Source organism: Agromyces sp. S2-1-8, assembly GCF_021129215.1.
In the GTDB taxonomy this organism is placed as follows: domain Bacteria; phylum Actinomycetota; class Actinomycetes; order Actinomycetales; family Microbacteriaceae; genus Agromyces; species Agromyces chromiiresistens.
This window is the reverse complement of the sequence record NZ_JAJOLP010000001.1, coordinates 742161-755605: the sequence shown is the minus strand read 5'-3', so window position 1 is coordinate 755605 and position 13445 is coordinate 742161. Positions and strand designations below refer to the sequence as shown.

The 13445-nt window shown below is 69.7% G+C and carries 16 protein-coding genes; 4 read left to right on the top strand and 12 right to left on the bottom strand.

The window, feature by feature from the left end; genetic code table 11:
• Positions 1 to 356 precede the first annotated feature (356 nt).
• Positions 357 to 863: an Lrp/AsnC family transcriptional regulator gene (locus tag LR269_RS18970; RefSeq protein ID WP_231429305.1), complete on the top strand. Its 507-nt coding sequence runs from the start codon at positions 357 to 359 to the stop codon at positions 861 to 863.
• Here LR269_RS18970 and LR269_RS03440 read toward each other — a convergent pair whose 3' ends face one another.
• The 10 genes from LR269_RS03440 to LR269_RS03395 all read right to left on the bottom strand — a co-directional run bounded on the left by LR269_RS03440 (position 864) and on the right by LR269_RS03395 (position 8740).
• Entirely contained in the window at positions 864 to 1337 is a 474-nt protein-coding gene (locus LR269_RS03440) for an Lrp/AsnC family transcriptional regulator (protein ID WP_231429304.1), read from the bottom strand.
• Between the two features lie 56 nt (positions 1338 to 1393).
• Positions 1394 to 2119, bottom strand: a complete 726-nt coding sequence (locus LR269_RS03435; RefSeq protein WP_231429303.1) for a 3-keto-5-aminohexanoate cleavage protein — start codon at positions 2117 to 2119, stop codon at positions 1394 to 1396.
• Positions 2120 to 2204: 85 nt separating this feature from the next.
• Positions 2205 to 2891 carry an RraA family protein gene (locus LR269_RS03430; RefSeq protein ID WP_231429302.1) on the bottom strand — a complete coding sequence of 229 codons (687 nt, stop codon included), beginning with the start codon at positions 2889 to 2891 and terminating at the stop codon, positions 2205 to 2207.
• A gap of 14 nt (positions 2892 to 2905) precedes the next feature.
• Positions 2906 to 3706 (bottom strand): carbon-nitrogen hydrolase family protein, encoded by an 801-nt coding sequence (locus LR269_RS03425; protein ID WP_231429301.1) that lies wholly within the window; start codon positions 3704 to 3706, stop codon positions 2906 to 2908.
• 35 nt (positions 3707 to 3741) lie between these two features.
• Positions 3742 to 4839 (bottom strand): ABC transporter ATP-binding protein, encoded by a 1098-nt coding sequence (locus tag LR269_RS03420; RefSeq protein ID WP_231429300.1) that lies wholly within the window; start codon positions 4837 to 4839, stop codon positions 3742 to 3744.
• Positions 4840 to 4869: 30 nt separating this feature from the next.
• Positions 4870 to 5928, bottom strand: a complete 1059-nt coding sequence (locus tag LR269_RS03415; RefSeq protein ID WP_231429299.1) for a PotD/PotF family extracellular solute-binding protein — start codon at positions 5926 to 5928, stop codon at positions 4870 to 4872.
• Positions 5929 to 5969: 41 nt separating this feature from the next.
• Complete coding sequence (locus LR269_RS03410) at positions 5970 to 6758, bottom strand: ABC transporter permease (RefSeq protein ID WP_231429298.1); 789 nt, start codon at positions 6756 to 6758, stop codon at positions 5970 to 5972.
• A complete protein-coding gene (locus tag LR269_RS03405) occupies positions 6755 to 7639 on the bottom strand; it encodes an ABC transporter permease (RefSeq protein WP_231429297.1) in 885 nt (294 codons plus the stop codon). Before LR269_RS03405 ends, LR269_RS03410 begins: the two co-directional genes overlap by 4 nt.
• Positions 7640 to 7868: 229 nt before the next feature.
• The gene (locus LR269_RS03400) at positions 7869 to 8150 is read right to left on the bottom strand and encodes a hypothetical protein (protein WP_231429296.1); all 282 of its coding nucleotides are present in this window, start codon (positions 8148 to 8150) and stop codon (positions 7869 to 7871) included.
• Positions 8147 to 8740, bottom strand: a complete 594-nt coding sequence (locus LR269_RS03395) for a hypothetical protein (RefSeq protein WP_231429295.1) — start codon at positions 8738 to 8740, stop codon at positions 8147 to 8149. The genes LR269_RS03400 and LR269_RS03395 overlap by 4 nt, the downstream gene beginning before the upstream one ends.
• A 107-nt stretch (positions 8741 to 8847) precedes the next feature.
• Here LR269_RS03395 and LR269_RS03390 point away from each other — a divergent pair, with 107 nt between their 5' ends.
• Positions 8848 to 9327, top strand: coding sequence for an ATP-binding protein (locus tag LR269_RS03390; RefSeq protein ID WP_231429294.1), 480 nt, complete (start codon positions 8848 to 8850; stop codon positions 9325 to 9327).
• 64 nt (positions 9328 to 9391) lie between these two features.
• On the opposite strand, the gene pntB is transcribed toward LR269_RS03390, so the two are convergent.
• Entirely contained in the window at positions 9392 to 10813 is a 1422-nt protein-coding gene (pntB, locus tag LR269_RS03385) for a Re/Si-specific NAD(P)(+) transhydrogenase subunit beta (RefSeq protein ID WP_275507003.1), read from the bottom strand.
• Complete coding sequence (locus LR269_RS03380; protein ID WP_231429293.1) at positions 10806 to 12425, bottom strand: Re/Si-specific NAD(P)(+) transhydrogenase subunit alpha; 1620 nt, start codon at positions 12423 to 12425, stop codon at positions 10806 to 10808. Before LR269_RS03380 ends, pntB begins: the two co-directional genes overlap by 8 nt.
• Positions 12426 to 12892: 467 nt before the next feature.
• Here LR269_RS03380 and LR269_RS03375 point away from each other — a divergent pair, with 467 nt between their 5' ends.
• The gene (locus LR269_RS03375) at positions 12893 to 13174 is read left to right on the top strand and encodes a DUF4242 domain-containing protein (RefSeq protein WP_231429292.1); all 282 of its coding nucleotides are present in this window, start codon (positions 12893 to 12895) and stop codon (positions 13172 to 13174) included.
• Positions 13175 to 13179: 5 nt separating this feature from the next.
• Positions 13180 to 13428 carry a hypothetical protein gene (locus LR269_RS03370; RefSeq protein ID WP_231429291.1) on the top strand — a complete coding sequence of 83 codons (249 nt, stop codon included), beginning with the start codon at positions 13180 to 13182 and terminating at the stop codon, positions 13426 to 13428.
• Positions 13429 to 13445 lie beyond the last annotated feature (17 nt).

The following is a 13445-nucleotide window of genomic DNA, read 5'->3' as shown; positions in this document are numbered from 1 at the left end:
TTTCGCGACACCTCCCGCTCGGTGGGCGAGCCGATCGGGCTCATCGGACTATGCGACGTGTCCGACGCCGACGGAGCGCGGGAAGGCACCCGCCTCCGTCTCGGCGGCGGCGAACTCGAGCTTCTGCGCGAGTGGTGGACACTCGGCGGGTGGTGGCGTGCTGGCGTGGTCGGCTGGCTCGAAGCCATGGCCGCTACCGAGCCATCGCCCTGGCGCCGTATTGGGTGATGGGAGCACGTCTCGCCGGATTCGACGGAGACGAACTCGTCCTCCTCGACGACGCGGGAGGCGAGCTCGGACGCCTCGTACGGGCCGACCCCTGACCGCTCGGCGTTTGCCTCCGGTACGCTGACCGGGTGGATGCCGCCCGTGAGTCGAGGGACCCCCTCCTCGACGATGTGGACCGCGAGATCATCGACCAGCTCCGGGTCGACGGCCGCCGGTCCTTCTCCGAGATCGGCCGTCGTATCGGCTTCTCGGAGCCGACGGTGCGCCAGCGGTACAACCGCCTCGTGTCGGTCGGGGTCATCTACGTCGCCGGCATGTACGACGAGACGAAGATCGGCGGCATCGCCGCCCACGTCGGCATCCGGGTGTCGGAGGTGCCGGTGGCGCGGGTCGCCGAGCAGCTCGCCGAGCACCCGCAGATCAAGTACGTCGCCTGCACCCTCGGCTACTACGACATCATCCTCGACGTGGTCGCCCCCGACGCGCAGGCCCTCGGCAAGATCGTGCTCCAGGACATCCGCCGCATCCGGGGCATCTCGGACCTCGAGACGCTCACCGTGCTCGAGGTCATGAAGGACACCTACCTCTGGCAGGGGTTCCGCGAACCGACGCCGCTGTCGCGCCTCGAGAACTGATCAGCGATTCGGGTCGCTGATGCTCTGCGCGGTGCCTCGCAGGCCGCCGCCGCTGTAGTCCTTCGCGAGGGAGGTCACGATGATCGGCTGGATCGCGGCCACCCCTGGGTGGCGACGGATCTCATCGAGCAGTGCGATGAGCTGCGGCTGGTCACGACAGGTCGCCTCGAGATAGAGATCGTGCGAGCCGGCGACGAGCGCGACGTGGTTGATCTGGTTGATGCCGACGAGCCCGTCGGCCACTGATCGCGGCGTCAGGTTGCGGACGCTGAGCAGCAGCCGGACCACCTGGTGCCCGAGCAGCAGGGCGTTGCACAGGGCGACGATCATGACGACGTCGTCCTCCTGGAGCTTCGCCACGCGAGCACGCACCGTCGACTGCGAGACGCCGAGCTCCTCGGCGAGCGAGGCGAACGGACGTCGCCCGTCTCGGGCGAGCAGCTCGATGAGCCTGCGATCCAGGTCGTCAATCATTCGGCAGCGGTCTCCTCGGTTCGAGGGTATCGCCTCGCGCCGCGACGACGCCGGGGTCAGCCCCGCTCGAGCGCGCGCACCGCGGCGACGAGCTCGGCATTGCCCGCCGGCAGGCTCCCGTCGGGCAGGTGCACCCCGTCCTCGAATCCGATGCGGGTCTCGCAACGGTCTGCGATGGCAGCCTCGACGACCGGCCAGACCGTCGCGTCGTAGCCGTGGTACAGGATCGGCGCGGCCACGCCGGCCGCCCGGATGACGGCCGCGATCCTCCGGCACTCGGCGACGGCGTCATCGGCGTCCTCCGTCTCGGGCTCGATCAGGATCCGGACGTTGCGGTGCAGTGTCGGCGAGGCGAGGAGGGCCGGCACGTCCTCGATCGACCAGACCGCCGACTCGAGGACCATGCCGCGTTCGAGGACGAGCTCGGCCGCCTCGGCGGCACCCTCCTCGCAGAACGCGACGGAGGCGAAGTCCGGCAGTGCATCGCCGGGCCAGCCGGCGAGGTGCCGCATCCGCTCGGCGTGCGACTCGACGGTCCAGAGGCCGGTCGTCGTCCCGATCACGATCGCCGGGTCCGCCGCTCGCATGGCGCGCACCCACGCTCCGACCGCCTCGGGCTCGATCGTCTGCGCACCGTCCTCGGTGATCACGTGGGCGTGAACGACGTCGGCGCCGGCGGCGATCACGGCGCGACTCGCCTCCACGATCTGCTCGATGGTGCGGGGGACGGCCGGGTGCTCGGAGGTCGGTCGGCCCCCGTTGATCGCGGCTTTGAGGAGCATGGATGTGCCTTTCATGGGTGGATCCGGGCGCGTTCGATCGCAGCCGGACGAGCAGTCCGCCGGCTGTCGGTGATCGAGGCGGGTGCTATTGCGGGGTGGCGCTCTCGAGGAGGGCCGCGACGGTGTCGCTGGCGCCGGTCAGGCTGCCGAGCGGCGCTCCGCCGCGGAGCTCGTCGATGAGCGCCGGCTCCTCCGCGTCGTCTTCGAGCGCGAGGTCGACGAGGGCTTCGAGGCCCTCGAGCGGTACGACGAGGACTCCGTTCGCGTCGGCGAGGACGACGTCGCCGGGGTGCACGACCGCGCCACCGCACGTGACGGGCACGTTGACGCCGCCCGCGTCGATGCCCTGGAGCTTCGTCGTCAGCATGCTGGTGCCACGCGCGTGCACGGTGAGCCCGAGCTCCGCGATCTCGTCGACATCGGTGACGACCCCGTCGACGACGGCGCCGGCCGCGCCCCTCGCGACGAGCTGGGCGGCGACGACCTCGCCGAGGGGTGCGTGGCGCCGGTCCCCGCCGGTGTCGAGCACGAGCACCTGGCCCGGCTCGATGATCCCCGCCGCGTGGTGCAGCGCGGTCGAGTCCGTGGCCGTCGTGCGAACGGTGAACGCCGTGCCGATCACCCGGCCGCCTGCCTCGACCACCCGCCGGATCTCGGGGTCGGCGAAGCCCTCCTCGAGGTAGTGGCCGAGGGTCGGGAAGCTGAGCCGTTCGAGCTTCGCGCGGAGACTCGTCGGCAGTTGGGATGAGGCGTCCCCGGTGCGGAAGAACATGATCCTCTTTCCTGCTAGTTCACGTGGTAGGCGAGTGCGATGCGGCGGTTCTCGAGCGCCGGCAGCATGCGTCGCGCCGTCGCGGTGCGCTCGGGGTCGAGCTCGGCGACGACGATGCCCTCGTCGTGGGCGTTCAGTCCGGCGACGACCACACCGAGGGGGTCGATGATCCGGCTCAGCCCGGCCGAGTCGGGCCCGACGGTCGCCGAGGCGAGGAACCAGCTCACGTTCTCGATCGCGCGCGCCTGCGTGAGCACCGACCAGTGCTCCTCCTTGCCCTTGCCCGAGACCCATGCCGCCGAGAGCGCGATCGCGTCGACGCCGCGGTCGGAGAGGCTTCGGAACAGCTCCGGGAACCGGACGTCGTAGCAGTTCGCGAGGCCGACCCTGAGGCCGTCGACGTCGATGATCGGCGGCAGTCGGTCGCCGCGCGTCACGTAGGCGGACTCCCGGTACGCGAAGGCGTCGTACGTGTGCATCTTGTGGTACCTCGCGAGCTCCTCCCCGTCGGGGCCGAACGCGAGGATCGTGTTGAAGGGGCTGCCGTCGGGGTTCGGCTCGTAGCCGGCCGCGATGACGGTGAGCTCATGCTGGCGAGCCAGCTCGCGGATCAGCGCGACGAAACCCGGCCAGACCGCGGGCAGCAGGTCGGGGAAGTCCGGCTTGATCTCGTCGTCGGCGAGGAGCATCGCCTCCTCGGGGAACACGACCAGACGCGCGCCCTGCTCGGCGGCCTCGGCGGCGAAGCGGCGGATGGTGGCGAAGTTCGCCTCGGGGTCGATGCCCGGTGACGTCTGGACGACGGCTACTCGCATGCGGGGCTCCTGGTTCGGTTCTGGCGGTGGTTCGGTCAGCGGACGACGATCCTGGCGTCCTGCGGGCGCCACGAGAGGCGGAGGGTGTCGCCGGTGGCGAGGCCCGGCAGGTCGCGCTCCTTGACGAGGCTCGACAGGGAGGCCTTGATGAGTCGGCCGCCCACGCTCAGGTGGAGATGCCACTCCTCGCCGAGGAAGGTGAGGGTCTCCACCGTGCCCTCGATGCCATCGCCGTCGCGGTGCACCTCGATCCGCTCGGGGCGGAGCAGCAGGGTTCCCGTGCGCTCGTGGGTGACCGTCTCGCCGAGCACTCCGCGCACCGCGCCGATGCCGTCGAGCGGCACCGTGACCACGTCACCTTCGACCCCCTCGGGAACGGTGACGTCGAGCAGGTTGCAGCTGCCGATGAAGCCGGCGACGAATCTCGTCTCGGGCTTGTTGTAGATGTCCTCGGGCCCGGCGACCTGCTGGACGACGCCCTCCGACATGACCGCGATGCGGTCCGACATGGTGAGGGCCTCCTCCTGGTCGTGCGTCACGTAGATGAACGTGATGCCGACCTCGCGCTGCATGCGCTTGAGCTCGTACTGCATCTCCTTGCGGAGCTGCTGGTCGAGCGCGCCGAGCGGCTCGTCGAGCAGCACGACCTTCGGACCGGAGACGACGGCGCGCGCCAACGCCACCCGCTGGCGCTGGCCGCCCGAGAGCTGGTCGGGCTTCCGGTCGCCGAGGTGTCCGAGCTTCACGAGCTCGAGCGCCTCCCGGGTGCGGCGGTTCGCCTCGCTCTTGGCGACGCGCCGCACCCGGAGCTCGAAGGCCACGTTCTCGAACACGGTCAGGTGGGGGAACAGCGCATAGCTCTGGAAGAGCATGTTGAGATCACGGTTGCGGGTCGGCACACCGGTCACGTCCTCGCCGCCGAGCAGCACACGTCCGGCGGACGGCGTCTCGAAGCCGGTGATCATCCGCATGAGCGTGGTCTTGCCGCACCCGGAGGGACCGAGGATCGAGAAGAACTCGTTCTCCCGGATCTCCAGGTCGAGCGGGTGCACCGCGAGATGGCCGGCGAACTCCTTGGAGAGCCCCTGGATCTCGACCGCGGAGGCGGCGGTCGACGTGGTCTGCGTGTTCATGATCCCAATCGCTGTTCGCTGGTGGCCGGCCTAGGAGGCCTTCACCCGGGTCCAACCGTCCTGGTAGTACTTCATCGCCTCACCCGGGTCGACGATGAAGTCGGCGTTCGCGACCTCCTCATCGGTCGCGTACACGGCGGAGTTGCTCAGCACACCCTGGTCGGTGACGTGCTCCTGGGCGGCCGCGTTCGCACTCGCCAGCCCGCCGTCGTTCGTCGCCATCGCGGCGATCTCGGGGCGGAGCAGGAAGTTGATGAACTCGTACGCGGCATCCTGGTGGGGCGCGCCCTTCGCGATGGAGAGACCGTCGACCCAGAGGCTGCCGCCCTCCTCGGGCAGCACGTAGTGCACGTCGGGGTTCTGCTCGATGATCTTCGCGGTGCTCGTGCCGCCCCACGCCTCGGAGATGCAGACGTCGCCGCTCGCGACCAGGTCGCCGTAGTTCGTCGAGTTGTAGCCCGAGAGGATCGGCTTCTGCTCGATGAGCGACTCGGTCGCCGCGTTGATCTCGTCCTCGTCGGTGCTGTCGGCGTCGTACCCGTTGACCTGCAGGCCGGCGATGTAGGCGGCGAGCATGTTGTCGAGCATGTTCACCTTGCCCTTCCACTTCGGGTCGAAGAGCGACTCCCAGCTCGTGATCTCCTCGCCGCCCGTGCAGGCGGAGTTGTACAGGAGGCCGGTCGTGCCCCACACCCACGGCACGGAGTGTTCGAGCCCGGGGTCGTAGCTCGGGTCGGCGAACTTCGGTGCGAGGTTCTCGATGCCCTCGATCTTCGACTTGTCGAGGGTCTCGATCAGGTCCTGGCCGACGAGCTGCTGCACCGCGTACTGGCTGGGCTCGACGATGTCGTAGCCCGAGTTGCCCGCTGCGAGCTTCGAGATCATCGTCTCGTTGCTGTCGAAGTTGTCGACGTTGACCTTGATGCCGGTCTCCTCGGTGAAGGCGTCGAAGACCGACTGGGGGATCTCGTCGGCCCACGCGTAGACGTTGAGCTCCGTCGACGCGCCGTCGCCGGATCCGCCGGTGCTGCACGAAGTGAGTGCCAGTACGGCGACGATGCCGACGGCTGCTGTGGTCAGCTTCTTCATTGCGGGGTTCCTTTCGGTGGGGGGATGTTGCAGTTCGGGGGCTAGCCGCGCGACTCGACGAGGATGCGTCGCATCTGCGTGACGCCGACGAGGAGCACGATCACGAGCGTGAGCAGGATGAGCAGTGCTCCGAGGGCGTTGATCGTGGGGGTGAGTCCGGTCTTGAGGCTCGAGTAGATCTTGAGCGGGAGCGTCGTCGATCCGACGCCGCTGAGGAACGTGGACATCACGATGTTGCTGAACGACGTCGTGAAGCTCAGCAGCCATGCCGCGACCACGGCGGGGCGCAGCAGCGGGAAGTACACGCGGGTGAACGTCTGCCACGGCGTGCAGCCCAGGTCGGTCGCCGCTTCGGGGAGGCTCGGGTCGAGCATCACCGCCGAGCTCATGAGCACGAGCGTCGCGAGCGGGAGCGACACGATGAGGTGGCCGAGCACGAGCGTGCCGATGCCGAGGGGGATCCTCGTCGTGCTGAACACGCTCAGCAGCGCGACGCCGAGCACGATCTCGGGCACGATCAGGGGGAGCGCGATGAGCGCGAGGAGACTGGCACGCCCGCGCCCGCGGTACCGGGCGATTCCGAGCGCGAACATGATGCCGATGATCGTGGCGACGGTCGCGGTGATGACCGCGACGATCGCGCTCGTCTGCAGGGTCTGCATGAGCGCGGCGTCCTGGAACAGCTCGACGTACCACTGCAGGGTGAGCCCCTCGAAGCGGGTGTTCGTGCCCGCCGCGTTGAACGAGTACACGATCACCGCGACGATCGGGAGGTAGAGGAAGACGAAGACGCCCCGGGCGAAGCCGTTCACGACGCGATCCACGGTCACGCTCCCTTCTTGGCGGACGAGCGCTTCAGCCCGAGGCCGACGAGCACCATCGAGATGAGCATCAGCAGCAGGAGCACCATCGACGCCGCTGCGCCCATCGGCTGGTTGCGGAACTCCGTGTAGAGCGTGACGATGAGGTTGCCGACGAGCGGGTCCTTGCCGCCGCCGAGCAGCACCGGGATGACGAAGACGCCCATGGTCGGGATGAACGTGAGCAGTGCGGCGCCCAGGATGCCCGGGCCCGTGAGCGGCAGGATCACCCGGCGGTGCACCCCCCACCACCCGCAGCCCAGGTCGGTGGCGGCCTCCTTCAGCGACGGGTCGATCGACCGCATCGACGCGTAGATCGGGAAGATCGCCGTCGGGAGGAACGAGTAGAGCAGGCCGAGCACCACGGCGACGTTGCTCGGGATGAGCGAGAAGCCGGCGACGCCGAAGACCCCCAGCACGCCGGCGATCGGGCCGCCCGATCCGAGGATCGTGATCCACGCGAACGTGCGCACCAGGAAGTCGGTCCAGAACGGGATGATGACGAGCAGCAGCAGGAACCCCTGCCGGTTCGGCGGTCGCGACACGATGTAGTACGACGTGATGTACCCGACGACGAGGCAGACGACGGTGTTCAGGACGCCGAGCCCGAGCGAGTAGAAGAGGGTCTTCGAGTAGACCGGGTCGAGCAGCTTCGCATAGTTGTCGAAGGTGAGCCCGTCGGTGATCCCGCCGTAGTTGTCGGCGACGGCGAAGCTGTTCCGCGCGACGATGAACAGGGGCAGGATGCCGAGCAGCACGACCGAGGCGATGCCCGGAACGAGCAGCAGGAGTGACCCGCGCTTCGGCCGCTCCTTGCGACCCAGCTGGATCGCCCGTGTCGTCGATGTCACTTCGCTCCTTCGCAGATCACCGCCCGGATGGGTGGAATCCCCATCCTGTTATGCGGGGCTGATGATCCGCCCGGGTTCGCGTCGCGGAATCCGTGGAAGTCGGCACCAATCCCGACGGAGTCCGCGTCGGCCGGCGATCGGGCGGTCTCACGAGCAGGCGGAATCGGGCGTGCGGCGGCCGTGGAACCGTCGCGCGCTCCACCCGATCGGTGCGCGGAGTGCCGCTGTACTAGTGCGTCGGCCCCGTCGGTCCGCCGTCGGCGGGGTCGTCGCCGCCGAGCTCTGCCTGCTCGTCGGCGTTCGGCTTGATCGCCATCTGCAGCAGCGCGAGCACGACGAGCACGACGATGAACGCGCCGCCCGCTCCGATGAGCGCGATGGTCCAGTCGCGGGTCGTGAGGAGGGCGATGACGCCGACGAAGAGCGCGGCGATCGCGGCGCCGCCGACGTACTCGGCCGGGCGCAGGCGATCGCGCCGACTCGGTTCGAACTGTCCGGGCGTCTGGCTCACGACTGCGGCTCCGTTCCTGCCGCGGGTGCCCCGTCGGCGGTCTGGTTCGCGGCCCACTTCAACGAGAGGCCGCCGATCACGAGGAAGACGCCCACGATCACGAGGTAGCCGCCGAGCAGGCCCACCGCGGTGACGGCGTCGGGCGGAAGGAGCAGGAACACGAGCGCGAGCAGTGCCGTGAACGCTCCGACCGCGATCCAGTCGCGCGCGACCGCCGAGCGACCGCGCGAGCGCAGCCCCGCGTAGAGCTCGACGAAGCCGGTGACGGCCGCCCACACGCTCACGAGATAGAGCAGGAAGGGCAGCCCGCCCGGCACCGCGAGCGCGAGCAGGCCGGCGGCGACGGTGACGACGGCGGTGATGGCGAACAGCGAGCGGATGCCTCGGCCGCCGAGCAGGCGCAGGCTCAGCGCCCCGACGACGAGACCGGAGACGACCGCCCACACCCCGAAGACGACGAGGCCGAGGTCGGCCGAGTGGTCCTGCGAGAAGGTGATGACGGCGGCGGGAACGATCGCGAGAAGTCCGCGCACGACCGGGACGACCCAGTAGTGGGGGCGCTCCGGAACTGCATCGCGGGCGGTGGCCACGGCGACCTCTTTCACATCGGAGGGGAGTACCGATCCATCCTACGTGGGCGCGGCTGAGCGCGTGCCCGGGGCGATCGCAGACACGGCCGCCCCAATAGGCTCGACGCATGAGCCGGGTCCTCTTCATGTGCGGCCCGGCGGGCTCCGGCAAGTCCACGATCGCCCGGCGGTTCGAGTCCGAAGGCATGGTCCGACTCTCGTTCGACGTCGAGGCATGGCGACGAGGCATCCGCAGCATGCCGCTCGCGCCCGACGTGCACGCCGAGATCGAGTCCGAACTGCAGTCCCGACTTCAGCGCGCGATCGAGCAGGGACGTGACGTCGTGCTCGACTTCTCGTTCTGGTCGCGCCAGGACCGCGATCGGTACCGGGCGCTCGTGCGAAGCGAGGGAATCGAGCCGGAGACCGTGTACGTGGCGGCACCTCGCGACGTCGTCGTGCGACGCGTGCTGGCGCGCGGTGCAGAGCACGCCGACGATTTCCCGCTCGACGAGGCGCTGGCCGGCGCGTATTTCGACGCTTTCGAGCCGCCGACCGCCGACGAGGGACCGCTCACGGTCGTCAGCCCGGACGACGACCGGCGGTGAACCCGGCCTGAGATGAAGGATGCCCCGCGCCGACGTGCGGCACGGGGCATCCGTTCGCTCACGCCTACAGCGCCCGCAGGATGTCCTCCACGCGCTGCTTCGCGTCACCGAACAGCATCTGCGCGTTGTCGCGGTAGAACAGCGGGTTGGCGACGCCGGCGTAGCCGGCCGACATCGAGCGCTTGAACACGACGACGTTCTTCGCCTCCCACACCCGCAGCACCGGCATGCCCGCGATCGGGCTGCCCGGGTCTTCGGCGGCGGCAGGGTTGACCGTGTCGTTGGCGCCGATGACGAGCACGACATCGGTCGCCGCGAGGTCGTCGTTGATCTCGTCCATCTCCTCGACGATGTCGTACGGCACCTTCGCCTCGGCGAGCAGCACGTTCATGTGCCCGGGCAGGCGACCGGCGACCGGATGGATCCCGAACCGCACCTCGACGCCACGCTCGCGCAGCCGGCTCGTGAGCTCGGCCACGGGGTACTGCGCCTGGGCGACGGCCATGCCGTAGCCGGGGGTGATGATGACGGTCGAGGCGTCGCTCAGCAGTGCGGCGACGGCCTCGGCGTCGACCTCGTGCGTCTCGCCCTCGACCTCGCCGCTCGACGACGGCGCGGCGATGCCGAAGCCGCCCGCGATGACGGAGATGAACGACCGGTTCATCGCCTTGCACATGATGTACGAGAGGTAGGCACCCGACGAGCCGACGAGCGCACCGGTGACGATGAGCAGGTCGTTGTTGAGCAGGAAGCCCGCAGCGGCCGCCGCCCAGCCCGAGTAGCTGTTCAGCATCGAGATGACGACCGGCATGTCGCCGCCGCCGATCGAGGCGACGAGGTGCCAGCCGAGCGCGAGCGCGAGCAGCGTCACGACGACGAGCAGCCACAGCTCGGGCGTGACGACGTACCAGACGGTGAGCACGACGAAGGCGACGAGTGCGCCGAGGTTGAGCGCGTTCTTGCCGGGCAGCATGAGCGGCGCCGACTTCATGCGGGCCGAGAGCTTGAGGAACGCGACGATCGACCCGGTGAACGTGACGGCGCCGATGAAGACGCCGATGAAGACCTCGGCGTGGTGGATGTCGAGGAGCGCGCCGGTCATGCCGGTTTCATCGAGCGCCCCGTTCCAGCCGACGAGCACGGCTGCGAGGCCGACGAAGCTGTGCAGCAGGGCGATGAGCTCGGGCATGCCCGTCATCGCGACCACGCGGGCTCGCCACAGGCCGATCGCCGCGCCGACGATCACCGCGACGACGAGCAGGATGAGCCCGGTCGTCACCGCGGGTGTTCCCCACGCTCCCGCGAACGTCACCCATACGGTCGCGACGAGCGCGATCGCCATGCCGGCGATGCCGTAGCCGACCCCGGCTCGGGAGGTCTCGTGCCGGCTGAGCCCCGCGAGGCTCATGATGAACAGCAGCGCCGCGACGATGTAGGCGGCTCCGGCGATCGACGCCGGGGTCAGCAGGGTCGTGGTCTCAGGCACGGTCGGCTCCAGTCTCGGCCTTGGCGGCGGCGCGGGCGGCGGCAGGGGCCGTCGGCGCGGCGGCGGGCGCGGCACCCTTCGCGAACATCGCCAGCATGCGTCGGGTCACGGCGAAACCGCCGAAGATGTTGATGCTCGCGAGCAGCACGGCGACCGCCGCGAGGATCTGCACGACGGGCTGGTCGCTCGTGATCTGCACCATCGCGCCGACGACGATGATGCCCGAGATGGCGTTCGTCACGCTCATGAGCGGCGTGTGCAGCGCGTGCGCCACCTTGCCGATGACGTAGAAGCCGACGACGATCGCGAGCACGAGCACCGTGAAGTGCTGCGGCAGCGGCGGGGGAGCGACCGCGTTGACGAGGAACAGCGCGGCGACGCCGACCGCGATGAGCGCGACCTTCCTGCCGGCCGACATGGGCTGCTTCTGCGTCGCGGATGCCTCGGCCGAGGCATCCGGCTTCGGCGATGCCGCGGCGGGCGCGGCCGAGACCTGCACGGGCGGCGGCGGCCAGGTGACCGCGCCGTCCTTCGCGACCGTCACCGAGCGCTGCACGATGTCGTCGAAGTCGAGCGACGGCTCGCCGTCCTTGCCCGGGGTGATGAGCTTCATCAGGTTGACGACGTTGGTGCCGTAGAGCTGCGAGGCCTGCGTGGGCAGGCGCGATGCGAGGTCGGTGTAGCCGAGGATGACGACGCCGTTCGGCGTGACGATGCGCTCGCCCGCCACCGAGCCCTCGACGTTGCCGCCCATGCCGGCCGCCATGTCGACGATGACGCTGCCCGACTTCATGCTCGCGACGTCGGCCGCGGTGATGAGCCGCGGGGCCGCGCGTCCGGGGATGAGCGCCGTCGTGATGACGATGTCGACATCGGCCGCCTGCTCGGAGTAGATCTCCGCGGCGCGGCGGTCGTAGGCCTCGCTCGTCGCCTTGGCGTAGCCGTCGGTCGACTGCTCGACCTCGACCTCGACCTTGAGGTACTCGCCGCCGATCGACCTGACCTGGTCGGCGACCTCGGGGCGCGGGTCGGTCGCGCGCACGATGGCGCCGAGGCTGGAGGCGGCCCCGATCGCCGCGAGCCCCGCGACGCCGGCACCCGCGACGAGCACCTTCGCCGGCGGAACCTTGCCGGCGGCGGTGACCTGGCCCGTGAAGAATCGGCCGAACTCGTGCGCGGCCTCGACGACGGCGCGATAGCCGGCGATGTTCGCCATCGAGCTCAGCACGTCCATCGACTGGGCGCGCGAGATGCGCGGCACCGCGTCCATGGCGAGCGCGGTGACGCCGCGTCCGGCCAGCGCCTCGAGGAGTTCGGGCTTGAACGCCGGGGCCAGCAGGCCGACGACCGTCGCACCGGGCTGCAGGCCGGCGATCTCGGCCTCCGTCGGCGCGTTGACCTTGAGCACGACGCCGGCGGCGAGCGCCTCGGCGGTGCCGACGATCGTCGCACCGGCGTCGACGTAGGCCTCGTCGGGGAACGCGGAGGCGGCGCCCGCACCGGCCTCGACGATCACCTCGTAGCCGAGCGAGATCAACTGCTTCACGGTCGCCGGCGTCGCGGCGACCCTGGTCTCGGGCGGTTGCTCGGTGACGACCCCGATGCGCGTCATGCGGTGCTCCTTCTCGTCTGCCTCGTCGAGACGGTCGCCGGGTGCGACCGCCTCAGCGTGCGTCACCGTCGACGCGGGACGGGAGGACCCCGCTGCGGCGACGGTGCTGCATGCCGAGCACCCACTGTATGGTCACAGAACTTCCTTGATGAGAAAGTTACGTTCCGTTATGCGGAATCGTTGCGTGCCTGTGACCGTCGCAGCGAGGCTCGGCATCAGCGTAGACGCGCGAACGGCGGTGACGAAGGTTTTCCGCCCGATTCGCCTCGAAGGATCTGCACTTCTTTCACCGGGCGGAAGTTCGACCCGCTACTCGACCGCGTCGTCGGCGCGCTCGCGCACGGGACTCGTCGCGGGGAGTGCACCTCGGCCGAACATGGGGAGGTTCTCCCGATGCCCCGCAACGCCCGACGACCGGACCATTGATTCGTCCGGCAGCCGCCGGACGCACTCGAAGGAACGGAACCATGAAGACATTCATCATCGAACGCGAAGTGCCCGGCGCGGCTCGCCTGAGCCACGCCGAACTCGCAGAGATCTCGACGGTCTCGAACGCCGCCGTCGACTCGCTCGGCGTCGAGTACGACTGGGTCACCACCTACGTCGCCGGCGACAAGCTGTACTGCGTGCACCGCACCGACGACGCCGAGACGGTGCGGGAGCACGCCCGACGGGGCGGGTTCCCCGCGAACCTCGTCTCGGAGGTCGTCGCCGAGTTCGGCCCGCACACGGCCGCCGAGATGGCGTGATGGCCATGGACACCGCAACGACCGTGGTGTTCGCGTCGAGCGCCGCGGCGGCCGAGCACGTCGACGCGTTGAGGGGCCGCTTGACGGCGCACCTCGCACATGCGTTCGCCGTCGTCGGCGCGTTCGCCCGGCGACGCCGACCACGCGACCCGCTCAGCCATGAGACGGTTGCGCTCGCCCTCGAGAACCGACGGATCGCCGCCCGGCTTCGCGCGGACTCGCAGCGCGGCGCCGTCGGCGGCCGGCTGCTCTGAGCGAGTCGGCTCCCCGG

Excerpts from the sequence above, each read along its gene's own strand:
- LR269_RS03375 (WP_231429292.1), top strand. The coding sequence starts at position 12,893 with ATGAAGACATTCATCATCGAACGCGAAGTGCCCGGCGCGGCTCGCCTG.
- LR269_RS03425 (WP_231429301.1), bottom strand. The coding sequence starts at position 3,706 with ATGCGAGTAGCCGTCGTCCAGACGTCACCGGGCATCGACCCCGAGGCG.
- LR269_RS03370 (WP_231429291.1), top strand. The coding sequence starts at position 13,180 with ATGGACACCGCAACGACCGTGGTGTTCGCGTCGAGCGCCGCGGCGGCC.
- LR269_RS03420 (WP_231429300.1), bottom strand. The coding sequence starts at position 4,839 with ATGAACACGCAGACCACGTCGACCGCCGCCTCCGCGGTCGAGATCCAG.
- LR269_RS03430 (WP_231429302.1), bottom strand. The coding sequence starts at position 2,891 with ATGTTCTTCCGCACCGGGGACGCCTCATCCCAACTGCCGACGAGTCTC.
- LR269_RS03415 (WP_231429299.1), bottom strand. The coding sequence starts at position 5,928 with ATGAAGAAGCTGACCACAGCAGCCGTCGGCATCGTCGCCGTACTGGCA.
- LR269_RS03380 (WP_231429293.1), bottom strand. The coding sequence starts at position 12,425 with ATGACGCGCATCGGGGTCGTCACCGAGCAACCGCCCGAGACCAGGGTC.
- LR269_RS03435 (WP_231429303.1), bottom strand. The coding sequence starts at position 2,119 with ATGCTCCTCAAAGCCGCGATCAACGGGGGCCGACCGACCTCCGAGCAC.
- LR269_RS03440 (WP_231429304.1), bottom strand. The coding sequence starts at position 1,337 with ATGATTGACGACCTGGATCGCAGGCTCATCGAGCTGCTCGCCCGAGAC.
- LR269_RS03390 (WP_231429294.1), top strand. The coding sequence starts at position 8,848 with ATGAGCCGGGTCCTCTTCATGTGCGGCCCGGCGGGCTCCGGCAAGTCC.